The following is a 25,031-nucleotide window of genomic DNA, read 5'->3' as shown; positions in this document are numbered from 1 at the left end:
CACCGCTCAAAAGTTCTTTTTCAGGTCCATGCCCTGATACAGCGATGCGACCTGATCGCCGTAGCCGTTGAACATCAACGTCTTGCGCTTGGGCGTAAAGAAACCGTCTTCGCCGATGCGCCGCTCGGTAGCCTGACTCCAGCGCGGATGATCCACGTTCGGATTCACGTTCGAATAGAAACCGTACTCGTTTGACGCATACGTATTCCAGCTGGTCGGCGGCTGCTTGTCGAGAAAACGGATCTTCACCAACGACTTCGCGCTCTTGAAGCCGTATTTCCACGGCACCACTACCCGGATCGGCGCGCCATTCTGATTCGGCAGCACCTGTCCGTAGAGGCCCATGGTCAGCAGCGTCAGCGGATTCATCGCCTCGTCCATCCGCAGACCTTCGGAGTACGGCCAGTCGAGCACCGGCGTCGACAGACCGGGCATTTGCGACGGATCGGCAAGCGTGATGAATTGCACATACTTCGCATTGCCGGTCGGCTGCACACGCTTGATCAGCTCCGAGAGCGGCACACCGATCCACGGAATCACCATCGACCAGCCTTCGACACAACGAAGCCGGTACACACGCTCCTCGAGCGGCGCGAGCTTCAGCAATTCGTCGATGTCGTACACCTTCGGGTTCTTGATTTCGCCCTCGACGCTCACCTTCCACGGACGCGGCCGCAACGTACCGGCGTTCTGCGCCGGATCCGACTTGTCGGTGCCGAACTCGTAGTAGTTGTTATACGTGGTGATGTCCTTGTACGGCGTGATCTTGTCGAGCGCGACGAATTTCGCGTTGGTCTTCGCCGCGAGCTTCTGCGCCTTCGGATCCGGTGACGAATATGCCGCCAGCGCTTCACCGTTCACGCCGATCAGGCTGCCGAGCGCTAATGCACCCGCCGCACCGGCCGTCTGCAAAATACGCCGCCGATTCTCGAAGACCCGTTGCGGCGTGATTTCACTACGCGCGATGTCATCGCCGATAAGTTGCGTTCTGTCGCTTCGCTTGATCCACATCGTGCTGCTCCTTGCCGGCCCATCGCTTGTCTATCTTACGGGGCCATATTGATGATCGGCTCGTTCGGCCATTCGCCAGCATTCCCAGGTACTGCTGTAACGAACACCCTGGATGCAGAGAATATTCCGTTGCACATAAAAAAACCGCCGGTGCGAAACACGCGGCGGTTCTTAGTCGCTCCAGAACGGCGGATATTACAGCTTGCCGTAGCTATGCAGCCCCGACAGGAACATATTGACGCCGAGGAACGCGAAGGTCGTCACCAGCAGGCCGGTCAGCGCCCACCATGCCGCCACCGCGCCGCGCAGGCCCTTCATCAGGCGCATATGCAGCCACGCCGCGTAGTTCAACCAGACGATCAGCGCCCACGTTTCCTTCGGGTCCCAGCTCCAGTAACCGCCCCATGCCTCTGCGGCCCACAGCGCGCCGAGGATCGTCGCGATCGTGAAGAACGCGAAGCCGACGGCAATCGACTTGTACATCAGATCGTCGAGCACATCGAGCGGCGGCAGGCGGTCTGCCAGCATACCGCGCTCCTTCGCCAGATACGCGACGCCGACCATGGCCGACAGCGCGAAGCTGCCGTAACCGATGAAGTTAGCCGGCACGTGAATCTTCATCCACCAGCTCTGCAGCGCCGGCACGAGCGGTTGAATCTGCTGTGCGTCACGAGCGACCGAGTACCACATCAGGAAACCGACCGCCGCGCTGATCACCAGCAGCACGAATGCACCGAGCGCACGCGTGTTGTAGTGCTGCTCGTAGTACAGGTAGAACAATGCCGTGATCAGGCTGAACAGCACGAATACTTCGTACAGGTTCGAGATTGGAATATGACCGACATCCGCGCCGATCAGATACGACTCGTACCAGCGCACCATCAGGCCGACGAAGCCCATCACCACGGCAGCCCACGTCATTTTCGAACCGATCGCCGCACCGGTCGGCGAACGCGACAGCAAGCCGATCCAGTAGAAAACGGTCGCGAACACGAAGAGCGCGCTCATCCACAGAATCGCGGACTGGCTCGACAGGAAATACTTGAGGAAGAACTCGTTATCCGCGCGGCTGAGATCGCCGTGGTAGATCTGGATCGCCAGCAACGAGAGCGCGGCGATGCCCACCATCAGCGGACGGACGGGCTTCCAGCGCCAGCCCAGCACGATGAACACCGGCACGGCGCAGCACAGCACCAGTTTGTCGTAGTAATTCATGAACGGGTAATAGCGCGCCAACGCGAAGCCCGCGCCCGCGACCATCAACGCGGCGAACAGCCAGTCGACGACACCGAGCCGTTTCAGAAACGGCCGCTCGTCATACTGCGCGACGTTGAGCGCCTCGCTCGCGAACGCTTTCTGCGGCCGCGAGGCTGAAGAGGAGGAAGAGGAAACCTGAGTCAAGTCCATGATCTTACCGAGTCGAATCTTGTGAGCGTGCGGACGGCGCGCCGGCATTGCCGGGTTTGTCGGAAGCGCCGGCGGCGTCGGATGTTTCAACGAGTTTGGCACCCAACGCGGCGCCGACAGCGTCGCGCGTCTGGACGAACTCCTTTTCGAAATCGAGCGTTTTGCGCGCGCTCGACATCGCCATCACGACATTCGTGCCGTGATCAGTATCTTTGAGCCAGAACCACAGACGCCGTTCGCGGACGTAGAACATCGAAAAGATGCCCAACACGAGGAGCAGGCTGCCAAGATACACGACTTTTTTGCCCGGCGCGCGCGTCAACTGAAATACCGAAGCTTGCACCTGCTTGAATGAGTCAAGCTGTAAATAGACCGGCGATCCATACAAAAAGCTGTCAGATATCGCGTTGATCGAGCTCTGGATGAAGCGGCTGGCGTCTGCATTGGCCACGGCGTCCGGCTCGCCCAGTTGCTCACGCGACAGTTGCCACAGGTCCCACGTCGCGCCTTCCAGCATGCGCAGCAGCAGGCCGGCGGCCTTTTCCTGCTCGCCCTTCGGCACCGAATGGTCGATGAACCCGGCGACCGCCTGGAAGCCGCCGACCGTCTGGCCGTTCGGCATCTTGATGCTGTTGTCCGCCCCCGCAAACAGGGTCAGGACACGTAGCGCGCTTTCTTCCAGATGCTGCTGCAGTTCGGTATTTGAACCCGGCACGGAACGCAGTGCGAAACGGTGAGCAGCAGCGGCGCGCATGGCCGGATTTTCGAGCGTGGCGCGCAGGTTCATCCATTCCTTGACGGTACCGCCGGTGTCGGCGGGAATGCGCAGGTAGCGGAATGGGTCGTCCGGATTCAGGCGCATGCCGGCGAGGAACATCTTTTCGCCCGCAACGTCGACCGGCAGCATGTAGTTGTTGTACTCGCGCGCCTGACCGTCCTTGTCACGCACCTTGTACTGCACCGACGGGCCTACGTTATGCAGATCGAGTGGCTTCGAGGTCTTGGCGCCGGAGCCGAGGCGTTCGTCGAACGCCTCCTTCAGCGTGCGATGCGCGGCAACGCCACGGGCGTCGGTCTGGCCGCTGCCGTTCGATACATTTTCGACGTTGATTGCACGGAAATCGGTGAATTCGACGGTTTGCCCGTCGGCCAGCGGCGTGGCCGCGCTCAACGGCGCATTGCCGCCGATCGTGCCGCCGAACGGCGCGGTTTTCGCGCTCGCGCCGGACATCGGGTAAGCGGTCATCTGCATCTGCGAGCCGCCATCCTGGAAGCTCGACTGGTAAATCGACACGCCGTCGTAAGTGAACGGCTTGTTCACCTCGACACGCGCCGGCACGCGCGCGCCCGTCTTGTGGTCGACCACGACAATATCGCTCGCGAACAGCTTCGGCATGCCGGTGGAGTAATAGTCGACGATGAACTTGTTCAGTTCGATCGAAAACGGCAGGTCTTGAATCAGGGAGCCGTTCGGCTGGTTCAGAATCGCCGTGGACACATGCTGGCCTTCCGGCACCCACGCGTAACCGCGGAACGTCGGGTTCGATTGCGATAGACGGTGTTCCGGCGGGATATCGTTGATCACCGTGTTGGCGTTGATCGGCGACTTGTTGAACAGCCACATTTGCAGCTTGATCGGCAGATTGCTATCGAGCAGACCGCCCAGGCAGATCACCACGATCGCGATATGCGCGGAGATGTAACCGAACTTGGTCAGCGCGCCGCGCTTGGCCGCGATCAGCGTGGCACCGTCCGATTCACGCGTGACGAACTTGTAGCCGAGCTTGCCCGAGAGGCTGGCGAGCACCGCGGCGGTCTGCGCGCGCGAGCCGTGCACCGCGAACTCGCCCTTGTGATGGAACGCGCGCAGGCTGCCTTCGCGGACCTTGTCCTTCCAGCTCTTCGCGTCTGCGACCATCTTTGGGGCATTGCGGATCACGCACAGCGACACCGATACCATCAGGAAACCGAGAATCAGCATGAACCACCACGAGCTGTACACCGTGTACAGGCTCAGCGAGCGGAAGATGTCCGCCCAGAATGGGCCGAACTGATTAACGTAGTTGGGATAGGGATCGTCCTGCGTGAGGACGGTACCGATGATGCTGGCGATCGACAGAATCACAAGCAGCGCAATCGCGAAACGCATCGAACTCAAGACCTCGATGATGCTGCGCGCGATGCGATTGCCCGACTTCGACTGCAAACCCGACGTGGTGACGCTCATTCATACTCCGACTGAACAGCAAAAAAGGGTGAACGGCTGTCGTAGACACGACGCCCTCACCCTTTTCTTGTTTTGTACCGGCCTCGTCGGGCCGGTTGCACTTGCGTGCGGACTTCCTAGTGCAAGCCCGCGATGTAATCGGCTACAGCCTTGATTTCGCTGTCCGACAGACGCGACGCGACTGCATGCATCGCCTCATTGTTGTTACGTGCGCCCGGACCTTGAGTGAACGCCATCAACTGCGCCACCGTGTATTCGGCCCATTGCCCCGACAGCCGCGGATACTGCGACGGAATCCCCTGACCGGTCGGCCCGTGACAGCTCGCGCAGGCCGGCACGCCCTTATCCGCTATGCCACCGCGATAAATCTTCTGACCGAGCGGAACGGTATCTTTGTTATGCGCGTAACCTGGCTTCGGGGTCTGCGTCGAAAAATAGGCAGCCACGTTGACCATGTCCTGATCGGACAGCGCTGCAGCCATGCCCGCCATGATTGCATTGTTGCGCGCGGGCTGCTTGGCGCCAGGTTGTGTTTTGAAATCCTTCAACTGCTTGACGAGATACTCGGGATGTTGGCCCGCCAGCTTGGGATACGCACCGCCAGCACTGTTGCCGTCTGCACCGTGGCATGACGCGCAAACCTGCACCGCGATTGCCTGCCCCCGATTGACGTCCGGCTTTGCCGGATCTGCTGCTCGTGCCTGAATTGCCAAACCTGAAAGACCCGCTGCTACTTGAAGCACCATCAGACTCTTGCACAGTCGATTCATTCGCACACCCTGTCTCGTCTTGTGGGATTTTAGAGGTTTTGCAAGATACGACAGCGACTGAGTGACCGCTAAGAGCCGCCAAGGCACGCTGGCTGGCCCCCTCAGGTTTTCAGTAAACCATCGTATTGTACAATAACTCGCTAATCGCTAAGACGCCAGTCGGGCTTGACCCGTCCCCACTCCGGGTTCCCCGGCGTCTCGAATCCTGGCCTGATCATGTCCTTCCTGCTCCACCAATCCCGCTTTTTCACGACCGTCAATCACTTACGTGACCTGCCGGCCACCGCGCAGCCCGAGATCTGCTTTGCGGGACGCTCAAATGCGGGCAAATCCACGGCCATCAATATTCTGTGCAATCAGAAGCGCCTCGCGTTCGCCAGTAAGACCCCTGGGCGCACCCAGCACATCAATTATTTCTCGGTGGGCAAGGCGGACGAGCCGATCGCACACCTGGTCGACCTGCCGGGCTACGGTTACGCGGAGGTGCCGGGCGCGGCCAAAGCCCACTGGGAGGCGCTGCTCTCCACCTACCTGCAATCGCGCTCGCAACTGCGCGGCATGATCCTGATGATGGATTCGCGCCGCCCGTTGACGGATCTGGACCGGCGCATGATCGAGTGGTTCGCGCCGACCGGCAAGCCGATCCACACATTGCTGACGAAGTGCGACAAATTGACGCGCCAAGAAAGCATCAACGCGTTGCGCGCGACGCAGAAAGGTTTGGCTGAATATCGTACCGCCGGCTACCAGGGCGAATTGACCGCGCAACTCTTCTCGGCCCTCAAACGCGTCGGCATCGACGAAGCGCACGAACTGATCGAAAGTTGGCTAATCCCCAACGCAAAAGGCGAAGCGGACGCACAACAGTAAGCGCAACGGCCGTCCCGGCGCGCGAAAACACGCCTTTTCGGCCGCCCATAAAAAAACCCGCCGCTTTAACGGCGGGTCAAACAGCCTAATCGAAAAACGACAGGCACCCGCTCAGGGAGGAGAAGCGGGGAGGTCAGCGCAGGGCGCCTTGCTCGATCGGTATGATATACCATTGTCTCGAAAAGTTTCCGGCAGCGGAGGCAGGCGCTACTTGTCCACTCCACACATCCACGTTTCTTCGATTCGTTTATGAGCTTCTACCCGCACTGCCGTCCGCGCCGCATGCGCCGTGACGACTTCTCGCGCCGTCTGATGCGAGAAAATATCCTGACCACGAACGATCTGATCTATCCCGTGTTTGTCGTCGAAGGCACCAACGTGCGGCAAGCCGTACCGTCGATGCCGGGCGTCGAGCGCGTGTCGGTGGATCTGCTGATGGGTGTCGCCGAGCAATGCGTCGAGTTGGGCGTACCGGTGCTGTCGCTCTTTCCGGCAATCGAGCCTTCCCTGAAGACGCCCGATGGCCGCGAAGCGACGAATCCCGCCGGTTTGATCCCGCGCGCGGTTCGCGAACTGAAAAAGAACTTCCCTGAGCTCGGCGTGCTGACCGACGTCGCGCTCGATCCGTATACGAGCCACGGCCAGGATGGCGTGCTCGACGAAGCCGGCTATGTGATCAACGACGAAACCGTCGAAATCCTCGTAGACCAGGCGCGTGCGCAAGCTGAAGCGGGTGTCGATATCGTTGCGCCCTCGGACATGATGGACGGGCGCATAGGCGCGATCCGCGAAATGCTCGAGAGCGAGGACTATATCCACACGCGCATCATGGCTTATGCGGCTAAATTCGCTTCGGCGTTTTACGGCCCGTTCCGCGATGCCGTCGGTTCCGCGGCGAACCTCGGTAAGGGCAACAAGATGACTTACCAGATTGACCCGGCCAACTCGAACGAAGCGCTGCGCGAAGTGCAGGCAGACATCGAGGAAGGCGCGGACATGGTGATGGTCAAGCCCGGCATGCCGTATCTGGACATCGTGCGTCGCGTGAAGGACGAATTCAAGTTCCCGACTTACGTGTACCAGGTCAGCGGCGAATACGCGATGTTGAAAGCCGCCGCGCAGAACGGCTGGCTCGATCACGACAAGGCGATGATGGAATCGCTGCTGGCGTTCAAGCGGGCTGGCGCGGATGGCGTGCTGACCTACTTCGCACTGGATGCCGCGCGAATTTTGCGCGCACAGAAGTAATCTGATTCGATGACACGCCGGTCTCGCGGGCGGCGCTAATCTGAACGCTTGATAAGAAACGGAGGCGGACTTTTCAGTCCAGCCTCCGTTTCCTTATGCAGACCCGCGCGGTTGAACCGCGCCGCGGCGGCTAGGCGCCGGACGCACTCACGCGATCGAGACTGCGCAAGAACTTGTCCGCAGACTCGTATCCGACGACGCGCAGCACTTCCTTGCCGCCCTGATCGAAGAAGATGATGCCCGGCGGCCCGAAAAGGCTGAAACGCTTGAGCAGCGTCTGATCGTCGGCGTTATTCGCGGTGACGTCGGCGCGCAGCAGATTCATCTGCTTCAACTTCGCCTGGACACGCGAATCGCTAAACGTCAACTTCTCCATCTCCTTGCAGCTCACGCACCAGTCTGCGTAAAAATCAAGCATAGCGGGCTGTGCAGCCGTTTTGACGGCCTCGTCGAGTTCGGCCGAGGAACGAACCGGAGCGAACGTCAGATCGCTCTGTGAGCCCGCATTCGGGGCACCGGACACGCCTGCGGTGTTGCCTTGCCCACCGCCGCGCGCGGCAAGAACGGCGAGCGGACGCAACGGATCGGCCGAACCTGCCGCGAGGCCAACCAGCAACACCGCCGCCCAGATTGCCAGCGCCGCACCGATACCCCGGCCGAGCCGGCGCCACACGGACGCCCCCGCTACGGGTGCCGAGAAAAGACCAAGTCCGGCTGCGGCGATCAGCAGCCACAGCGCGCTCAACAGCATCGTCGCAGTCGCGCCGAGTACCGGCCAGACGATCCACAAAGCCGCGGCAAGCAGGACCACGCCGAAAAACACTTTGACCCCGTTCATCCACGCGCCTGCGCGCGGCAGCAACGTGCCGGCACCGAGACCGATGATCAACAGGGGCACACCGAGCCCAAGTCCCATCGAGAACAGGGCCGCTCCGCCGAGCAAAGCGTCGCCCGTATGCGCGATGAAGGCCAGTACCGCGAATAGCGGCGCGGTCATGCAGGCGCCGACCACTAGCGCGGACAGCGCGCCCATTACGGCCACCGCTGCAAACTTGCCGCCAGAACGTCCGCTCGATGCGCGCGAGACGCCGTCCTGCCAGCGCTGCGGCAAGGCGATGTCGAAGCCCGCGATCAGGGTCAGCGCGAAGACTGTCAGCAATACGCCGAACGTACCGAGTACCCAGGGGTTCTGCAGCCAGGCACCGAGGCTCTGTCCAACCAGCGCGGCGGCAATGCCGAGCGCTGTGTACACGAGCGCCATGCCGATCACATATGCCAGCGACAAAGCAAAACCGCGCGCCCGCGTCACTCTTGCGCCTTCGCCGATGATGATCGCGGACAGGATTGGAATCATCGGATACGAGCACGGCAGCAAACTAAGCACGACGCCGGCCACGAAATAGAGCCCGATGATTGCGAAAAAACCGCCGCCTTGCAGCAGCGATTGTGCATAGTCAGCGCTGGTGGCGCGCTCATACCATGACGCGCCGGCTGCCGCGGACGGCTGCGGGGAGGCTGCCGCCGCGCCGCTCCCGGACGGCTGCAACGCCTCGCCGCTCACGTGATACACACGCTCCATCGGCGGGTAGCAGATACCGGCATCGGCGCAGCCCTGCGACGTGACAGCGAGGTCGAACGGCCCTGCCGCCTGTTTCACCGGGATACGGATCGTCAGTTCGTTTCGATAGGTTTCAACGTTCTTGTTGAAAGTCTCATCGAACTTGACGTGGCCAGCCGGCAATTGCGGTTCGCCGATCGTCGCCGCGCCATTGCGGGTCGCGAAGGCGAAGCGCTCGCGGTACATGTAGTAACCGTCCGCAATCTTATAGGTGACGTCGACTTCACCGGGCTTCTCGGTCGCGCTGAACTTGAAGGCGACGGCGGGATCGAGGAAATCGTCTGCGGCGTGGGCAAGCGTGCCGAACTGCGTGAATATCAGACAGCCAAGCAGAACAAGGAACGTGCGCAGCGCATTGCGCGCAACTCGGGCGGAACCGTTAAACATGGAGAGGACGTTGAGTTTCGGCGGTGAGCCACTGGCCGTAAGCGGCCGATGCCGTAGCTTGCCACGAGAGGATTTCCGGCGTGTCGTAGGGATGGTGCGCCTGAATGTACTGCTCGAGTTCCAGCGCGCGTGCGTTGCTCGTCTTGAACAGCAACTGAATCTCCTGCGCCGCTTCGATCGAGCCCTGCCAGTGGTAACTGGACTGAACCGTCCCCAACTGCGTGACGCACGCGCACAAGCGTGCGGCCAGCACATCCGCGGCGAGCTTCTGAGCAACGGTGGCATCGGGTACCGTCGTCAGAATCAAGGTTACATTCACGCTCACAAAGGCTCCGGACAGGCACGATTCAGGTGCCGATATCGTATCACCTAGCCTTGCGATCCCGCAGACGCTCCCGCCGCAGGTATGCGGCATTTGGCCGCCGCAATCTACGGTTTGTGATGAAATTCGTCGCCACAAACAAAAAAGCCAGGCTTGGCGCCTGGCTTTTTTTTGATGCCAAGAAAGCTTACTCAGCTTCTTGCACTTCAACTTCTTCGACTTCCGGACGGTCCAGCAATTCGACCAGTGCCATCGGTGCGTTGTCGCCGACGCGGAAGCCAAACTTCAGGACGCGCAGGTAGCCGCCCGGACGGGTAGCGTAACGCGGGCCGAGGACTTCGAACAGCTTCGTGACCGAGTCACGATCGCGCAGGCGGTTGAACGCCAGACGACGATTTGCCAGCGACGGCTTCTTGCCGAGCGTGATCAGCGGCTCGACGACTTTACGGAGTTCTTTCGCCTTCGGCAGCGTCGTCTTGATGACTTCGTGCTCGATCAACGAGTTGGACATATTACGGAGCATTGCCAGACGGTGGCTGCTCGTGCGGTTCAGTTTCCGCAGACCATGACGGTGACGCATGTTAATTCCTTTGATTCAAAGTTTTGGTCCAGCTCTTCTATCGCGCTCGGCGAACCGGGAGGTTTGCGAGTGCACGGGCCGGTAGTGAAAAAAGACAAGACGCGGATTTTAAAGGAAAATCCGCGTCTTTGCCAGTGCAGCGACGGGTTCTATCCCGGGATGACTTCTCGACTTACTTGTCCAAACCTGCCGGCGGCCAGTTTTCGAGTTTCATGCCCAGCGTCAAACCACGCGACGCCAGTACTTCCTTGATTTCGTTCAACGACTTGCGACCCAGATTCGGGGTCTTGAGCAACTCGTTTTCCGTGCGCTGGATCAGGTCGCCGATGTAGTAAATGTTCTCGGCCTTCAGGCAGTTCGCGGAACGAACCGTCAGTTCGAGATCATCAACCGGACGCAGCAGGATCGGATCGATCTGCGGCGCACGCGACGGCGCTTCAGCCGTTGCTTCGGTACCTTCCAGTGCAGCGAACACCGACAGTTGATCAACCAGAATACGCGCCGATTGACGGATCGCTTCTTCCGGCGAGATCACGCCGTTGGTCTCGATGTTCATCACGAGCTTGTCGAGGTCGGTACGCTGTTCGACGCGAGCGCTTTCAACGGCGTAGCTCACGCGGCGAACCGGCGAGAACGACGCGTCCAGCACGATACGGCCGATGATCTTGGCCGATTCTTCGCCGTAACGACGCACATTGCCCGGCACATAACCACGGCCTTTTTCGACCTTGATCTGCACGTCGAGCTTGCCGCCCTTCGACAGGTGCGCAATCACGTGATCCGGGTTAATCACTTCGCAATCGTGCGCGAGTTCGATGTCCCCAGCGGTGACAACGCCTTCGCCTTCCTTGCGCAGCGTAACCGTCACTTCGTCACGGTTATGCAGCTTGAACACTACGCCCTTCAGGTTCAACAACAGGTTGACCACATCCTCTTGCACACCGTCGAGCGTCGAATACTCATGTACGACGCCTGCGATCGTCACTTCGGTAGGCGCGTAACCCACCATCGACGACAACAGCACGCGCCGAAGCGCGTTACCCAAGGTGTGGCCATAACCGCGTTCAAACGGTTCCATGACCACTTTCGCGTGGCTCTCACCAAGCGATTCAACTGCGATGATCTTGGGCTTCAACAAACTGGTTTGCATAGGTTTTCCTTTTCAATACCCTCGGCTCGTTACACCGATAAGGCTGACCGGTAACAACCTGAAAATAAACAGCCGAGACGCCCCCTTGCGCAACGCAATCGGGGTGCCCCGGCCGTTAATCCGATTACCGCGAATACAATTCGACGATCAGGCTTTCGTTGATATCGCCAGCGATGTCGCTGCGTTCCGGCTTCGACTTGAACGTGCCTTCAAATTTCTTCGAATCGACAGCGACCCAGCTCGGCAGACCGCCTTGCTCAGCCAACGACAGCGCTTCGACAATACGCGCCTGCTTCTTCTTTTGTTCGCGCACTGCGACCACGTCGCCTGCCTTAACTTGCATCGACGGGATGTTCGACACAACGCCATTCACCGTGATCGCCTTGTGGCTCACGAGTTGACGTGCTTCAGCGCGCGTCGAACCGAAGCCCATGCGATACACCACGTTGTCGAGACGCGATTCGAGCAATTGCAACAGGTTTTCACCCGTGTTGCCCTTCAGGCGGTCGGCTTCAGCGAAGTAACGGCGGAATTGGCGCTCGAGAACACCATAGATACGCTTCACTTTTTGCTTTTCGCGCAGCTGCGTACCGTAGTCGGACGTACGTGCACCCGACGTGCGGCCATGTTGGCCAGGCTTGCTGTCAAGCTTGCACTTGTCAGCGAGCGAACGACGGGCGCTCTTCAGGAAGAGGTCAGTGCCTTCACGGCGGGACAGCTTGGCCTTAGGGCCGATATAACGTGCCACGTTGATTCCTTCTGTGATTAATCACGCAAACTTGCGTTCGCGCTAGTCCGAACCCTTTGGGCCGAACGGTGGGCTTAGTCAATTCAATAACGCAAGCAGCCCGTCGTCGCCGGCACATAACCCGGCGGCAACAGGCGCTAGCGAAACAAGCGTCTTAGATACGACGACGCTTCGGCGGACGGCAGCCGTTGTGCGGGACCGGGGTCACGTCGGAGATCGCGGTGATCTTGATGCCAAGACCATGCAACGCGCGCACCGCCGACTCACGGCCAGGACCGGGGCCCTTGATCCGCACTTCGAGGTTCTTCACGCCGTATTCCATCGCCACGCGGCCAGCCGATTCGGCTGCCACCTGAGCTGCAAACGGGGTCGATTTACGCGAACCCTTGAAGCCCTGACCACCCGACGTTGCCCAAGCAAGTGCATTGCCTTGACGATCGGTGATCGTGATGATGGTGTTGTTGAACGACGCGTGAACGTGAACCACGCCCTCGGCGACGTTCTTCTTGACCTTCTTGCGAACGCGTTGCGCCGCGGAGTTGTTCGAAGCCTTAGCCATTACGTTTTCCTGTAACTGTCAGTTCCGCTTACTTCTTCAGCGATTGCGCTGCACGACGCGGACCCTTGCGCGTACGGGCATTCGTACGCGTGCGTTGGCCACGCAGGGGCAAGCCCTTACGATGACGCACGCCACGGTAGCAGCCGAGATCCATCAGGCGCTTGATGTTCATCGTCGTTTCACGGCGAAGATCGCCTTCAACGATGAACTTGCCGACTTCTTCACGCAGCTTTTCGAGGTCTGCGTCGTTCAGGTCCTTGACCTTCTTCGAAAATGCCACACCAGCAGCGACGCAAATGTCGCGCGAGCGCGTGCGGCCGATACCGTAAATTGCCGTCAGGCCGATTTCGGTATGCTGGTGATTCGGGATGTTAACCCCTGCGATACGAGCCATTGTTTTTCCTCAAACAAAAAGCGCAGCAAAAAGCGCGGCGTTCAGCCTTGACGCTGTTTGTGGCGCGGATCAGAGCTGCAAATCACGCGCACAACGCCTTTGCGCTTAATGATCTTGCAATTGCGGCAAATGCGCTTAACCGATGCCATCACTTTCATGATATTACCCTTTTTTCAAATCACTTCGCCCGGAACACGATCCGCGCACGCGACAGATCGTAAGGCGTCAATTCAACCGTCACCTTGTCGCCCGGCAGGATTCGGATGTAGTGCATCCGCATCTTGCCGGATATGTGTCCCAATACGACATGGCCGTTTTCCAGCTTCACCCTAAAGGTAGCGTTAGGCAGGTTTTCGATGACTTCACCCTGCATCTGGATAACATCGTCTTTGGCCATAAGTCCTTTCAACGCATCGGGACGCCGCCGCCTTTGAAGTTAGCTTTCTTCAGCAGCGATTCATACTGTTGCGACATAACGTACGACTGCACCTGCGCCATGAAATCCATTGTGACGACGACAATGATCAGCAGCGACGTTCCACCAAAATAAAACGGCACGTTCCAGCGCAGTACCAAAAATTCAGGCAGCAGACAAACAAACACGATGTAGATCGCACCAGCCAGCGTAAGACGCGTCAGGATACGGTCGATATATCGCGCTGTTTGATCGCCCGGGCGGATGCCTGGGACGAAAGCGCCACTCTTTTTCAGGTTGTCGGCCGTTTCCCTGCTGTTGAACACCAGTGCGGTGTAGAAAAAGCAGAAGAAGACGATCGCCAACGCGTACAGCAACACGTACACGGGTTGACCGGGCTTAAGGGCTTCGGCCACGTTGTGCAACGTGTCTGCGAACCAGCTGGTACGCGACCCCGAACTAAACCAGTTCAGGATAGTTGCCGGGAAGAGAATGATCGACGATGCAAAGATCGGCGGAATCACGCCCGACATATTCAACTTCAGCGGCAGATGCGAAGACTGTCCGCCGTAAATCTTGTTACCGACTTGCCGCTTGGCGTAGTTCACAAGAATCTTGCGCTGGCCACGTTCGATGAACACAACCAGATACGTCACTGCAGCAATCAGCGCGACCACGATAATCGCCGAGATGATGCTCATCGAGCCGGTTCGCACCAATTCGAAAAGACCACCGATTGCGTTCGGGAAGCCGGCCGCAATACCGCCGAAAATGATGATCGAAATACCGTTACCAAGCCCGCGTTCCGTGATCTGCTCACCCAGCCACATCAGGAACATCGTGCCGGTTACCAGCGTCACGACCGTCGTCAACCGAAACACCATCCCCGGATCAATCACCAGGCCCGGCTGATTTTCCAGTGCGACGGCAATGCCGAACGCCTGGAACGTCGCCAGCAGAACCGTAAAGACACGCGTGTACTGCGTAATCTTCCGTTGTCCAGCCTGCCCTTCCTTTTTCAGCGCTTCCAGCTGCGGCGAGACAATCGCTAGCAACTGCATGATGATCGACGCCGAAATGTACGGCATGATCCCCAGCGCAAAAATCGTGAACCGCGAAAGTGCACCACCCGAGAACATGTTGAACATGCCAAGGATGCCGCCCGACTGGCTTTGGAACAGCTTTGCCAGTTGGTCCGGGTCAATACCCGGCACCGGAATGTGCGCGCCGATACGGTAGACGATCAACGCCAGCAGCAGGAACACTGCACGCCGACGCAGATCGCCAAACTTCGCCGCGCTGCGACCGGGTTTTGCGAGACTCGGACTGTTAGCCAAGTACCTTCTCCGATGCAAATGCTAGTGACGGCAAATAACTTGCGCGTTACTCGGCAAAAGAGCCGCCGGCTGCTTCAATAGCAGCGCGCGCACCCTTCGTCGCACCCAGACCCTTCACAACGATCTTGCGCTTCAGCTCGCCCGTCGCGATGATCTTGGCGCTCTTGATCAGGTCACCAACCAGGCCGGCCTGCTTCAAAGCCAACAGATCGATTTCATCGACCGGCAGCTTTTCCAGATCAGAGAGACGCACTTCACCGACGAATTCCTTCGTCAGCGAGGTGAAGCCACGCTTCGGCAGGCGACGTTGCAGCGGCATTTGACCGCCTTCGAAGCCAACCTTGTGAAAGCCGCCCGAACGCGACTTCTGACCCTTGTGACCACGGCCAGCAGTCTTGCCCAGACCGGAGCCGATACCACGGCCGACGCGACGCTTAGCGTGCTTCGAGCCTTCAGCCGGCTTCAGGTTATTCAATTCCATTATCAACTCCTTGAGTCCTGGTCAGCCGCTTAGCCGATGACCTTAACGAGGTACGAAACCTTGTTGATCATGCCGCGCACAGCCGGCGTGTCCTGCAACTCGCTAACCGAATTGAGTCGGCGCAGACCCAGGCCACGCACCGTTGCACGGTGCGTTTCACGGGTGCCGATCAGGCTCTTGACGAGCTGGACCTTGACAGTTTTATCAGACATGGTGTCCACCTTAGCCCAGAATATCTTCGACGGACTTGCCGCGCTTCGCCGCGATATCACCCGGCGTCGACTGCTTGCGCAGACCGTCGAGCGTTGCACGAACGAGGTTGTACGGGTTCGTCGAACCGTGGCTCTTGGCCACAACGTTCTGCACGCCCATCACGTCGAACACTGCGCGCATCGGGCCGCCAGCGATCACACCGGTACCGTCCTTGGCCGGAGCCAGGAGGACCATCGATGCGCCGTGCTTACCGTGCACTTCGTGTTGCAGGGTACCGTTCTTAAGCGGCACCTTGAACATGTTGCGGCGAGCCTGTTCCATCGCCTTCTGAACAGCGACCGGCACTTCCTTCGCCTTGCCCTTGCCCATACCGACGCGGCCATCACCGTCGCCAACCACGGTCAGTGCGGCAAAACCGAGAATCCGGCCGCCCTTCACAACCTTGGTCACGCGGTTGACCGAAATCATCTTTTCGCGCAGGCCGTCGTCGCGTTCGTCAGCCTGAACTTTCGCTTGCATCTTTGCCATGACGAATTCTTCCCTTAGAACTTGAGTCCGGCTTCGCGCGCCGCATCAGCCAGCGCTTTCACGCGGCCGTGGTAACGGAAACCCGAACGGTCGAAGGCGACGGATTCGATGCCGGCAGCCTTAGCCTTTTCTGCGATGCGCTTACCGATCAGGGTCGCAGCAGCGACGTTGCCGCCCTTGCCCGTCTGATCAGCCAGTTGCGCACGCACTTCGGCTTCGAGCGTCGACGCGCTGGCGAGCACCTTGGTGCCGCACGGCGAGAACACTTGCGCATAGATGTGCGTGTTCGTGCGATGCACGGCGAGACGCGCGACCTGCAGCTCAGCGATCTTGATACGCGTCTGACGAGCGCGGCGCAGGCGAGATTGAGTCTTATCCATGATTGCGCACCCTTACTTCTTCTTCGTTTCTTTGAGGATCACAACCTCATTGGCGTAACGCACACCCTTGCCCTTGTAGGGCTCCGGCGGGCGATAGCCGCGCACTTCTGCAGCGACCTGGCCAACTTGTTGTTTATTGATCCCCTTGATCACGATTTCGGTTTGCGTCGGGGTTTCAGCCTTGACGCCTTCCGGCATCTGGTGCACCACGGGGTGCGAGAAACCCAGCGACAGGTTCAGCTTGTCGCCTTGCGCCTGTGCGCGATAACCAACGCCAACCAGCGTCAGCTTGCGCTCGAAACCCTTCGTCACGCCGTTCACCATGTTCGCAACCAGTGCGCGCATCGTGCCCGACATCGCATTCGCTTCGCGGCTTTCGTCCACCGGCTCGAACTTCAGCGTGCCGTTGTCGTTCACCACCTTCACAAGGCTGTTTGCAGCCTGCGAAATCGTACCCAGCGGGCCCTTGACGGTAATGCGTTCGTCGCTCAGGGCCACTTCTGCGCCTTGCAGCGCGATCGGGCTTTTACCTACTCGAGACATGTTTCTCTCCTTTCGGCCTTAAGCGACGTAGCAGATGACTTCGCCGCCAACGCCCGTTGCACGCGCCTTGCGGTCCGTCATCACGCCCTTCGGCGTCGACACGATTGCCACGCCGAGGCCATTCATGACCACGGGGATGTCGTTACGGCCGCGGTACACACGCAGACCAGGCTTCGAAACGCGTTCAATGCGCTCGATCACCGGACGGCCAGCGTAGTACTTCAACACGATGTTCAATTCAGACTTCGCACCTTCGGACTTCACTGCGAAATCATCGATATAGCCTTCGTCCTTCAGGACCTGCGCAATCGCAACCTTGACTTTCGACGAGGGCATTGTCACCGAAACCTTCTCAACCATCTGCGCATTGCGGATGCGAGTCAGCATATCGGCGATAGGATCACTCATGCTCATTTACGTTTCTCCTATTACCAGCTCGCCTTGGTCAGGCCAGGGATCTCGCCGCGGAACGCGATTTCGCGAATCTTGTTACGCGCCAGCCCGAATTTACGGAACGTGCCACGCGGGCGACCGGTAATTGCGCAACGATTGCGCTTACGGGTCGGGTTAGAGTTGCGCGGCAGTTGTTGCAGTTCCAGACGTGCTGCGTAATGCTCTTCGTCCGACTTGCTCATATCGCCGATGATCGCTTTCAGCTCAGCACGCTTGGGAGCGTACTTAGCGGCCAGGCGAGCACGCTTCTTTTCACGTTCGATCAGTGCCAGTTTAGCCACGGTAACCTCAGTTTCTGAACGGGAACTTGAAGCTGGCGAGCAGAGCCTTTGCTTCGTCGTCGGTCTTCGCAGTCGTCGTGATGCTGATGTTCAGCCCACGCAGTGCGTCGATCTTGTCGTAGTCGATTTCGGGGAAAATGATCTGCTCTTTCACACCGATGTTGTAGTTGCCGCGACCATCGAACGCACGACCCGACACGCCACGGAAGTCGCGCACACGGGGGAGCGCAACCGTCACGAAACGGTCCAGAAATTCGTACATTGCCTGACCACGCAACGTGACCATTGCACCGATCGGATAGCCCTGACGGATCTTGAAGCCAGCGATTGCCTTGCGTGCCTTCGTGATCACCGGCTTCTGGCCTGCGATCTTCGTGAGGTCGCCAACGGCGTTTTCGATGATCTTCTTGTCAGCAACCGCTTCGCCAAGGCCCATGTTCAGGGTGATCTTGGTGATACGCGGCACTTCCATCACGGACTTGTAACCGAACTTCTCGATGAGGCCGGGTACAACCTTCTCTTTGTAAAACTCTTGCAAACGAGCCATTTTTTTACTCCGCAGCGTCAGGCGCTCAGCACGGCACCGGTCGTCTTAAGGAAACGGACTTTCTTGTCTCCCTCGACCTTGATGCCTACACGCGACGCCTTGCCATTCGCGTCGACCAATGCGACGTTCGAAATTTGCAGCGGCATCGTCTTGGCTTCCACGCCACCCGTCGTACCCTTCATCGGGTTCGGCTTGACGTGCTTCTTGACGAGGTTGATACCCTCGACAATTACTTTGTCTTCGCCAACGGACAGCACGACGCCGCGCTTGCCTTTATCTTTGCCGGTGATGACGATAACTTCGTCACCTTTGCGAATCTTGTTCATCGCGACTCCTTACAGCACTTCAGGTGCCAGCGAAACGATCTTCATGAATCGCTCGCTGCGCAACTCGCGCGTAACAGGCCCGAAAATACGGGTGCCAATAGGTTCGAGCTTGGCATTCAACAGCACTGCTGCATTGCCGTCGAACTTGATCAGCGAGCCGTCTTGACGACGTACGCCCTTGGCGGTGCGAACCACCACGGCGTTGTAAATTTCGCCTTTCTTCACGCGCCCGCGCGGCGTTGCTTCTTTGACGGTCACCTTGATGATGTCGCCAATGCTGGCATAACGACGCTTCGAGCCGCCGAGAACCTTGATGCACATGACTTCACGCGCACCGGTGTTGTCGGCCACTTCAAGCCGAGTTTCGGTCTGGATCATGGTTTATCTTTCCCAACTTAATCCGGTCACACCACCATGGCGTACCCGGTCAGTCTTGGTCCCGTCAGCCAATCGGCTGCTTGGGTATGAACAGCAGCGACGGCAAACGAAACCCGCCATCGCAATCCGGTGAATCCTTCGGAACAGACTGGCGCCCGAACCGCTTCCCCCACCAACTTCGCCCGCGACGGGGCTCCCATAAAAGAGGGAAGACCGAGATTATAACAAATAATCTCGGTCTTGCAAGCGAAACTTACTGCGATTTCAATTACTTCTACAACTTCGCGGCGTCAGATGACGCGAGCAGCCTCGACCAGGCGAGCCACAACCCAAGCTTTCGTCTTCGAAATCGGACGCGTTTCCTGGATTTCAACGAGGTCACCCTCGTTGTACGTGTTCGCATCGTCGTGCGCGTGGTACTTCTTCGAACGCACAACGTACTTGCCGTAGATCGGGTGCTTCACGCGGTGCTCAACCAGCACGGTGACCGTCTTGTCCATCTTGTTGCTGACGACCTTGCCGACCAGCGTCCGCTTGAGCGAGGTTTTTACGCTATCGTTCATTTCTGGTTCGCCTTCTCAGTCAGGACGGTCCGCACACGTGCAATGTCGCGACGGACCTTCTTCAGCTGGCTCGTGTTCGTGAGCTGCTGGGTCGCGAGTTGCATGCGCAGGCCGAATTGCGCCTTCAACAGGTCCGACAGCTCCTTGTTGAGCGCGGCCTGATCTTTCTGGTGAAGTTCGGAAGCCTTCATCATTTGCTCCTTAGGCGCCGAGCTGACGCACGATAAACGTCGTCTTGAGCGGCAGCTTAGCTGCAGCCAGACGGAACGCTTCGCGTGCCAGCTCTTCGGTTACGCCGTCCATTTCGTACAGCATCTTGCCCGGTTGAATCTCTGCGACGTAGTACTCAGGGTTACCCTTACCGTTACCCATCCGTACTTCAGCCGGCTTATGCGAGATCGGCTTGTCCGGGAAAATGCGGATCCAGATGCGGCCACCACGCTTGATGTGACGCGTCATTGCACGACGTGCCGCTTCAATCTGGCGCGCGGTCAAACGACCACGACCGATAGCCTTCAGGCCGAACTCACCGAACGACACCGCGTTGCCGCGGGTAGCGATACCGGTGTTACGACCCTTCTGCTCTTTGCGATACTTTCTGCGTTTCGGTTGCAGCATCGTTATTCTCCAGTCTTCCCGTCGCCGCCGGCACCGCCAGCACGACGAGGAGCGCCACGGCGTGCACCTGCCGGGCCACCACCTTCACCATCACGACGCGGACGGCGATCGCCACCCGGACGTGCGTTGCGGCGCGGACGCTTTTCTTCGGCGACTTCTTCAACCACCGGTGCGTCATTGCGGCCAAGCGTGTCGCCCTTGTAGACCCACACCTTCACGCCGATGATGCCGTACGTCGTCTTCGCTTCCGAAGTTGCGTAGTCGATATCAGCACGCAGCGTATGAAGCGGCACGCGACCTTCGCGATACCATTCCGTACGAGCGATTTCGATACCGTTCAGGCGGCCAGCGCTCATGATCTTGATGCCTTGAGCACCCAGACGCATTGCGTTTTGCATCGCACGCTTCATCGCGCGGCGGAACATAATCCGGCGCTCGAGCTGTTGCGTGATCGAATCCGCGATCAGTTGCGCATCGGTTTCCGGCTTGCGGATTTCTTCGATGTTGACGTGGACCGGAACGCCCATGCGGCGTTGCAGTTCCGACTTCAGCAACTCGATATCCTCGCCCTTCTTACCGATGACCACACCCGGACGCGAGCTATAAATCGTGATGCGCGCGTTTTTTGCCGGACGCTCGATAACGACGCGACCAACCGAAGCGTTTTTCAGCTTCTTCTTCAGGTATTCACGAACACCGATGTCTTCCTGCAACATCGCCGCGAAATTGTTGTTGTTCGCGTACCAACGCGACGCCCAATTGCGGCTGACGGCCAAACGGAAGCCAGTCGGATGAATTTTCTGTCCCATCGTATGACCCCTTAATTCCCGACCGTCACAGTGATGTGACAGGATTGCTTCTCGATGCGGTTACCGCGGCCTTTAGCGCGCGCGGTGAAACGCTTGAGCGACGCAGCCTTGTCGATGTAGATGCTCGTGATCTTGAGCTCATCGATATCGGCGCCTTCGTTATGCTCCGCATTCGCGATCGCCGACAGCACGACCTTTTTCACGATTCCCGCAGCCTTCTTCGGCGAGAACGTCAGAACGTTCAGCGCCTTGTCGACCGGCAAACCGCGGATCTGGTCAGCCACAAGGCGCGTTTTCTGCGCCGAGATGCGGGCACCGCGATGAATTGCTTTCACTTCCATCATGAGCCCCTTATTTCTTAGCCTTCTTGTCGGCTGCGTGACCCTTGAACGTCCGGGTCAATGCAAACTCGCCAAGCTTGTGGCCGACCATGTTTTCCGAGATATACACCGGGACGTGTTGACGGCCGTTATGCACAGCAATCGTCAGACCGATGAAATCCGGCAGAATCGTCGAACGGCGCGACCAGGTTTTGATCGGCTTCTTATCCCGCGAAGCTGCAGCCGCCTCAACTTTCTTCAGCAAATGGGCGTCGCAGAACGGACCTTTTTTTACAGAACGTGCCATTGCCTACTCCTTAACGCTTGTGACGGCGCTGGACGATCATGCTCGTCGTGCGCTTGTTGCTGCGGGTGCGATAACCCTTAGCAGGCGTGCCCCACGGGCTCACCGGATCGCGACCTGCAGCCGTCTTGCCTTCACCACCACCGTGCGGGTGATCGACCGGGTTCATTGCAACGCCACGCACCGTCGGGCGGATACCGCGCCAGCGGTTTGCGCCAGCCTTACCGATTTGACGGAGGCTGTGCTCTTCGTTGCCAACTTCACCAATCGTCGCGCGGCATTCAACGTGAACGCGGCGGATTTCACCCGAGCGCAGGCGGACCTGTGCGTAGATGCCTTCACGAGCCAGCAGCATCGCCGACGTACCAGCCGAACGCGCCATTTGCGCGCCCTTGCCCGGCAGCATTTCGATGCAGTGAATCGTCGTACCGACCGGAATGTTGCGGATCGGCAGCGTGTTGCCTGCGCGGATCGGAGCTTCCGAACCCGACATCAGTTGCTGACCAACCGTCACACCCTTCGGAGCGATGATGTACTTGCGCTCGCCGTCTGCGTACAGAACCAGCGCGATGTTCGCGCTACGGTTCGGATCGTACTCAAGACGTTCGACCTTCGCCGGAATGCCGTCCTTGTTACGACGGAAATCGACGACGCGGTAATGATGCTTGTGACCACCACCCTTATGACGCGTAGTGATGTGGCCGTTGTTGTTACGGCCGGCGGTCGAGGATTGCGAGTCGAGCAGCGGTGCGTACGGCTTGCCCTTATGCAGATCCTTGTTGACCACCTTGACCATCGCACGGCGACCCGGCGAAGTCGGCTTAACTTTAACGATTGCCATGATTACTTGGCCTCCGCTTCAAAGTTGATTTCCTGGCCGGGCTTCAGGCAGACGTACGCCTTCTTCACGTCTTTACGCTTGCCCATGAAACGGCCAAAGCGCTTTGCTTTACCCTTCTGGACCAGCACGTTGACGGAATTGACTTCCACCTTGAACAGCAGCTCGACTGCAGCTTTCACTTCCTGCTTCGTGGCATCGGGCGCGACTTCGAACACAACTTGCTCGTTCTTGTCGGCCACCAGCGTCGCCTTTTCGGAGATCACCGGCGCGAGCAGGACCTGCATCAAACGATGATCGTTCTTGCGAATCTCGCTCATGACAGCAACTCCTCGATCTGGGCGACCGCAGCCTTCGTGATCAGGATCTTCTTGAAGTAGATCAGCGACAGCGGGTCGGCGTAACGCGGCTCGACAACCGCCACATGGGCGAGGTTGCGCGACGCGAGGTACAGGTTTTCGTCAACCGTGTCGGTAATCACCAGCACGGAGTCGAGACCCATCGCCTTGAATTTTTCGGCCAGCAGCTTCGTCTTCGGCGCTTCGAGCGTCAGCTCGTCGACCACCGAGATGCGGCCTTCGCGAGCCAGCTGCGAGAAGATCGAGCAGAGACCTGCGCGATGCATCTTCTTGTTGACCTTGTGCGAAAAGTTTTCTTCCGGCGAATTCGGGAAGATCCGGCCACCGCCGCGCCACAACGGGCTCGACGACATACCGGCACGGGCGCGGCCCGTACCCTTCTGGCGCCACGGCTTCTTGGTCGTGTGCTTGACTTGCTCACGGTCCTTCTGCGCGCGGTTACCGCTACGGGCATTCGCTTGATACGCCACCACGACCTGGTGAATCAGGGCTTCGTTGTAATCGCGACCGAACACTACGTCCGACGCGCTAACGCCTGCACCTTCCTGACCATTGGCATTCAGGAGCTTAAGTTCCATTATTTCGCTCCTTTCACGGCACGCGTCTTCACGGCCGGCGTAACGAATACCTTGCCACCCTTCGCACCCGGAACGGCGCCCTTGACCAGCAACAGCTTGCGGTCAGCGTCGATACGAGCGATTTCGAGGTTTTGCACGGTTACCGTATCGTCACCCATGTGACCGGTCATGCGCTTACCCGGGAAAACACGACCCGGATCCTGCGCCATACCGATCGAACCCGGCACGTTGTGCGAGCGCGAGTTACCGTGCGATGCACGGCCGGATGCGAAGTTGTAACGCTTGATGGTACCGGCGTAGCCCTTACCGATCGACACGCCTTGCACGTCGACCTTCTGGCCTACTTCGAACAGGTCGGGACCGACCACGGTGCCGTTCGACAACTCGGCAGCCTTGGCAGCATCGATCTGGAATTCTTTGAGGATTTCACCGGCTTGAACACCGGCTTTGGCGAGATGACCGGCCAACGGCTTCGTCACACGCGATGCACGGCGCGTACCGAATGCAACCTGCACGGCGGTATAGCCGTCGGTTTCAACAGTCTTGATCTGCGTCACGCGGTTGTCGGACACGTCCAGCACGGTAACGGGAATCGAATCCCCTTCTGCCGTGAAGATACGGGTCATGCCAACCTTGCGACCTACGAGTCCAAGGCTCATCGTTTTCTCCATTCCCGACTGCGATTGGTCGGGGCTAATTTACAAAATGCCGGTGCCGTTTCGGGCATGAATCCATGCTGCAGCACACCGACTTTTTTGCGCAAATGCGCGAAAAGCCCACTATTATAGCGAGGCTCTTCGTTTTCCGCAAGCAATCAATGACTTAGCGTTGCCCGGCATGCCAGGCAAGCGTTAGAAGCCTTATTGCAGCTTGATTTCCACGTCCACGCCAGCCGGAAGGTCCAGCTTCATCAGTGCGTCAACGGTCTTGTCCGTCGGATCGACGATGTCCATCAGACGCTGGTGCGTACGGATTTCGAGCTGATCGCGCGACGTCTTGTTGACGTGCGGCGAACGCAGGATGTCGAAACGTTGAATGCGGGTCGGCAGGGGCACCGGACCACGAACGATAGCGCCAGTCCGCTTTGCCGTGTCGACGATTTCAGCTGCCGATTGATCGATCAGGCGATAGTCGAAAGCCTTCAGGCGAATGCGGATTTTCTGGTTCTGCATGACAATTCCTTGGAAAGAGCGAGGCGGTATTGCGCCGCCAGATAGTAAAAGAACGTAGAGCCGGGCACCTGCTAAGGTGCTGGCGCCCGGCTCCGGGCACCACTTACTGCAAGTTCAATCCGCGATTTTACTCGAGAATCTTGGCAACCACACCAGCGCCGACCGTACGGCCGCCCTCGCGGATTGCGAAGCGCAGACCTTCTTCCATCGCGATCGGGTTGATCAGCTTCACCGTGATCGACACGTTGTCGCCCGGCATGACCATTTCTTTGTCCTTCGGCAACTCGATCGAGCCCG

The 25,031-nt window shown here is 58.8% G+C and carries 38 protein-coding genes; 2 read left to right on the top strand and 36 right to left on the bottom strand.

Annotation, left to right across the window (positions count from 1 at the left end; genetic code table 11):
• Positions 1-6: 6 nt before the first annotated feature.
• The 4 genes from msrP to AC57B6_RS07110 form a co-directional block, all read right to left on the bottom strand.
• Positions 7-1,011: a protein-methionine-sulfoxide reductase catalytic subunit MsrP gene (msrP, locus tag AC57B6_RS07125; RefSeq protein WP_216751906.1), complete on the bottom strand. Its 1,005-nt coding sequence runs from the start codon at positions 1,009-1,011 to the stop codon at positions 7-9.
• A gap of 195 nt (positions 1,012-1,206) precedes the next feature.
• Positions 1,207-2,418, bottom strand: a complete 1,212-nt coding sequence (gene ccsB / locus AC57B6_RS07120; protein ID WP_028199593.1) for a c-type cytochrome biogenesis protein CcsB — start codon at positions 2,416-2,418, stop codon at positions 1,207-1,209.
• Positions 2,419-2,422: 4 nt separating this feature from the next.
• Positions 2,423-4,645, bottom strand: a complete 2,223-nt coding sequence (locus tag AC57B6_RS07115) for a cytochrome c biogenesis protein ResB (protein WP_496420918.1) — start codon at positions 4,643-4,645, stop codon at positions 2,423-2,425.
• Positions 4,646-4,761: 116 nt separating this feature from the next.
• A complete protein-coding gene (locus AC57B6_RS07110) occupies positions 4,762-5,415 on the bottom strand; it encodes a c-type cytochrome (RefSeq protein WP_028199580.1) in 654 nt (217 codons plus the stop codon).
• A 216-nt stretch (positions 5,416-5,631) separates the two neighbouring features.
• Between AC57B6_RS07110 and yihA the strand changes: the two genes are divergently transcribed.
• Positions 5,632-6,285, top strand: a complete 654-nt coding sequence (gene yihA / locus AC57B6_RS07105; RefSeq protein WP_496420917.1) for a ribosome biogenesis GTP-binding protein YihA/YsxC — start codon at positions 5,632-5,634, stop codon at positions 6,283-6,285.
• A gap of 249 nt (positions 6,286-6,534) precedes the next feature.
• Positions 6,535-7,533: a porphobilinogen synthase gene (hemB, locus tag AC57B6_RS07100; RefSeq protein WP_496420916.1), complete on the top strand. Its 999-nt coding sequence runs from the start codon at positions 6,535-6,537 to the stop codon at positions 7,531-7,533.
• 130 nt (positions 7,534-7,663) lie between these two features.
• On the opposite strand, the gene dsbD is transcribed toward hemB, so the two are convergent.
• The 32 genes from dsbD to AC57B6_RS06940 all read right to left on the bottom strand — a co-directional run.
• Positions 7,664-9,538 (bottom strand): protein-disulfide reductase DsbD, encoded by a 1,875-nt coding sequence (gene dsbD, locus AC57B6_RS07095; RefSeq protein ID WP_144193632.1) that lies wholly within the window; start codon positions 9,536-9,538, stop codon positions 7,664-7,666.
• On the bottom strand, positions 9,531-9,863 hold the full coding sequence (gene cutA, locus AC57B6_RS07090; RefSeq protein WP_028199576.1) for a divalent-cation tolerance protein CutA: 333 nt from the start codon (positions 9,861-9,863) through the stop codon (positions 9,531-9,533). Before cutA ends, dsbD begins: the two co-directional genes overlap by 8 nt.
• Positions 9,864-10,047: 184 nt before the next feature.
• Positions 10,048-10,440, bottom strand: coding sequence for a 50S ribosomal protein L17 (gene rplQ / locus AC57B6_RS07085; protein ID WP_006052227.1), 393 nt, complete (start codon positions 10,438-10,440; stop codon positions 10,048-10,050).
• A gap of 172 nt (positions 10,441-10,612) precedes the next feature.
• Complete coding sequence (locus tag AC57B6_RS07080) at positions 10,613-11,590, bottom strand: DNA-directed RNA polymerase subunit alpha (RefSeq protein WP_028199575.1); 978 nt, start codon at positions 11,588-11,590, stop codon at positions 10,613-10,615.
• A 124-nt stretch (positions 11,591-11,714) separates the two neighbouring features.
• Positions 11,715-12,338 carry a 30S ribosomal protein S4 gene (gene rpsD / locus AC57B6_RS07075; protein WP_028199574.1) on the bottom strand — a complete coding sequence of 208 codons (624 nt, stop codon included), beginning with the start codon at positions 12,336-12,338 and terminating at the stop codon, positions 11,715-11,717.
• A 154-nt stretch (positions 12,339-12,492) separates the two neighbouring features.
• On the bottom strand, positions 12,493-12,897 hold the full coding sequence (gene rpsK, locus AC57B6_RS07070; protein ID WP_006052224.1) for a 30S ribosomal protein S11: 405 nt from the start codon (positions 12,895-12,897) through the stop codon (positions 12,493-12,495).
• Between the two features lie 28 nt (positions 12,898-12,925).
• The gene (gene rpsM / locus AC57B6_RS07065) at positions 12,926-13,291 is read right to left on the bottom strand and encodes a 30S ribosomal protein S13 (protein WP_006052223.1); all 366 of its coding nucleotides are present in this window, start codon (positions 13,289-13,291) and stop codon (positions 12,926-12,928) included.
• Between the two features lie 41 nt (positions 13,292-13,332).
• Positions 13,333-13,449 carry a 50S ribosomal protein L36 gene (gene rpmJ, locus AC57B6_RS07060; protein ID WP_004199844.1) on the bottom strand — a complete coding sequence of 39 codons (117 nt, stop codon included), beginning with the start codon at positions 13,447-13,449 and terminating at the stop codon, positions 13,333-13,335.
• Positions 13,450-13,469: 20 nt separating this feature from the next.
• Positions 13,470-13,688, bottom strand: a complete 219-nt coding sequence (infA, locus tag AC57B6_RS07055) for a translation initiation factor IF-1 (RefSeq protein ID WP_004521905.1) — start codon at positions 13,686-13,688, stop codon at positions 13,470-13,472.
• 8 nt (positions 13,689-13,696) lie between these two features.
• Positions 13,697-15,043: a preprotein translocase subunit SecY gene (secY, locus tag AC57B6_RS07050; RefSeq protein ID WP_028199573.1), complete on the bottom strand. Its 1,347-nt coding sequence runs from the start codon at positions 15,041-15,043 to the stop codon at positions 13,697-13,699.
• Positions 15,044-15,089: 46 nt separating this feature from the next.
• A complete protein-coding gene (gene rplO, locus AC57B6_RS07045) occupies positions 15,090-15,524 on the bottom strand; it encodes a 50S ribosomal protein L15 (protein WP_028199572.1) in 435 nt (144 codons plus the stop codon).
• Positions 15,525-15,553: 29 nt separating this feature from the next.
• Positions 15,554-15,736 carry a 50S ribosomal protein L30 gene (gene rpmD / locus AC57B6_RS07040; RefSeq protein ID WP_028199571.1) on the bottom strand — a complete coding sequence of 61 codons (183 nt, stop codon included), beginning with the start codon at positions 15,734-15,736 and terminating at the stop codon, positions 15,554-15,556.
• Between the two features lie 10 nt (positions 15,737-15,746).
• A complete protein-coding gene (gene rpsE / locus AC57B6_RS07035) occupies positions 15,747-16,265 on the bottom strand; it encodes a 30S ribosomal protein S5 (protein ID WP_006052219.1) in 519 nt (172 codons plus the stop codon).
• A gap of 14 nt (positions 16,266-16,279) precedes the next feature.
• Positions 16,280-16,645, bottom strand: coding sequence for a 50S ribosomal protein L18 (gene rplR, locus AC57B6_RS07030; protein WP_006052218.1), 366 nt, complete (start codon positions 16,643-16,645; stop codon positions 16,280-16,282).
• 12 nt (positions 16,646-16,657) lie between these two features.
• Complete coding sequence (gene rplF, locus AC57B6_RS07025; RefSeq protein WP_028199570.1) at positions 16,658-17,188, bottom strand: 50S ribosomal protein L6; 531 nt, start codon at positions 17,186-17,188, stop codon at positions 16,658-16,660.
• A gap of 18 nt (positions 17,189-17,206) precedes the next feature.
• A complete protein-coding gene (gene rpsH, locus AC57B6_RS07020; protein WP_006052216.1) occupies positions 17,207-17,602 on the bottom strand; it encodes a 30S ribosomal protein S8 in 396 nt (131 codons plus the stop codon).
• Between the two features lie 14 nt (positions 17,603-17,616).
• Positions 17,617-17,922, bottom strand: coding sequence for a 30S ribosomal protein S14 (gene rpsN / locus AC57B6_RS07015; protein ID WP_006052215.1), 306 nt, complete (start codon positions 17,920-17,922; stop codon positions 17,617-17,619).
• Positions 17,923-17,929: 7 nt separating this feature from the next.
• Entirely contained in the window at positions 17,930-18,469 is a 540-nt protein-coding gene (gene rplE / locus AC57B6_RS07010; RefSeq protein ID WP_006052214.1) for a 50S ribosomal protein L5, read from the bottom strand.
• 17 nt (positions 18,470-18,486) lie between these two features.
• Entirely contained in the window at positions 18,487-18,795 is a 309-nt protein-coding gene (rplX, locus tag AC57B6_RS07005) for a 50S ribosomal protein L24 (RefSeq protein ID WP_028199569.1), read from the bottom strand.
• A 9-nt stretch (positions 18,796-18,804) separates the two neighbouring features.
• Positions 18,805-19,173 (bottom strand): 50S ribosomal protein L14, encoded by a 369-nt coding sequence (gene rplN / locus AC57B6_RS07000; protein WP_006052212.1) that lies wholly within the window; start codon positions 19,171-19,173, stop codon positions 18,805-18,807.
• Positions 19,174-19,463: 290 nt separating this feature from the next.
• On the bottom strand, positions 19,464-19,736 hold the full coding sequence (rpsQ, locus tag AC57B6_RS06995) for a 30S ribosomal protein S17 (RefSeq protein ID WP_007180129.1): 273 nt from the start codon (positions 19,734-19,736) through the stop codon (positions 19,464-19,466).
• The gene (gene rpmC, locus AC57B6_RS06990; RefSeq protein WP_007180130.1) at positions 19,733-19,927 is read right to left on the bottom strand and encodes a 50S ribosomal protein L29; all 195 of its coding nucleotides are present in this window, start codon (positions 19,925-19,927) and stop codon (positions 19,733-19,735) included. The genes rpsQ and rpmC overlap by 4 nt, the downstream gene beginning before the upstream one ends.
• Positions 19,928-19,937: 10 nt before the next feature.
• Complete coding sequence (rplP, locus tag AC57B6_RS06985) at positions 19,938-20,354, bottom strand: 50S ribosomal protein L16 (protein ID WP_007180131.1); 417 nt, start codon at positions 20,352-20,354, stop codon at positions 19,938-19,940.
• Positions 20,355-20,356: 2 nt separating this feature from the next.
• The gene (rpsC, locus tag AC57B6_RS06980) at positions 20,357-21,163 is read right to left on the bottom strand and encodes a 30S ribosomal protein S3 (RefSeq protein WP_020070582.1); all 807 of its coding nucleotides are present in this window, start codon (positions 21,161-21,163) and stop codon (positions 20,357-20,359) included.
• A gap of 11 nt (positions 21,164-21,174) precedes the next feature.
• Positions 21,175-21,507 (bottom strand): 50S ribosomal protein L22, encoded by a 333-nt coding sequence (gene rplV, locus AC57B6_RS06975; RefSeq protein WP_007180133.1) that lies wholly within the window; start codon positions 21,505-21,507, stop codon positions 21,175-21,177.
• 7 nt (positions 21,508-21,514) lie between these two features.
• Complete coding sequence (gene rpsS / locus AC57B6_RS06970; RefSeq protein WP_004199273.1) at positions 21,515-21,790, bottom strand: 30S ribosomal protein S19; 276 nt, start codon at positions 21,788-21,790, stop codon at positions 21,515-21,517.
• A 10-nt stretch (positions 21,791-21,800) separates the two neighbouring features.
• Positions 21,801-22,628 carry a 50S ribosomal protein L2 gene (gene rplB, locus AC57B6_RS06965; protein WP_028199568.1) on the bottom strand — a complete coding sequence of 276 codons (828 nt, stop codon included), beginning with the start codon at positions 22,626-22,628 and terminating at the stop codon, positions 21,801-21,803.
• A gap of 2 nt (positions 22,629-22,630) precedes the next feature.
• Positions 22,631-22,945: a 50S ribosomal protein L23 gene (gene rplW / locus AC57B6_RS06960; protein WP_028199567.1), complete on the bottom strand. Its 315-nt coding sequence runs from the start codon at positions 22,943-22,945 to the stop codon at positions 22,631-22,633.
• Positions 22,942-23,562 (bottom strand): 50S ribosomal protein L4, encoded by a 621-nt coding sequence (gene rplD / locus AC57B6_RS06955; RefSeq protein ID WP_007180136.1) that lies wholly within the window; start codon positions 23,560-23,562, stop codon positions 22,942-22,944. The genes rplW and rplD overlap by 4 nt, the downstream gene beginning before the upstream one ends.
• The gene (gene rplC / locus AC57B6_RS06950; protein WP_007180137.1) at positions 23,562-24,221 is read right to left on the bottom strand and encodes a 50S ribosomal protein L3; all 660 of its coding nucleotides are present in this window, start codon (positions 24,219-24,221) and stop codon (positions 23,562-23,564) included. Before rplC ends, rplD begins: the two co-directional genes overlap by 1 nt.
• A gap of 201 nt (positions 24,222-24,422) precedes the next feature.
• Positions 24,423-24,734, bottom strand: a complete 312-nt coding sequence (gene rpsJ, locus AC57B6_RS06945) for a 30S ribosomal protein S10 (protein WP_006998489.1) — start codon at positions 24,732-24,734, stop codon at positions 24,423-24,425.
• Between the two features lie 127 nt (positions 24,735-24,861).
• A partial coding sequence (locus tag AC57B6_RS06940) for an EF-Tu C-terminal domain-related protein (protein ID WP_462931644.1) occupies positions 24,862-25,031 on the bottom strand: 170 nt, incomplete at its 5' end.

It is taken from the genome of Paraburkholderia sp. BGA-UO-ETr-F12 (assembly GCF_059567945.1).
This window is presented reverse-complemented; position numbering and strand designations above follow the sequence as displayed.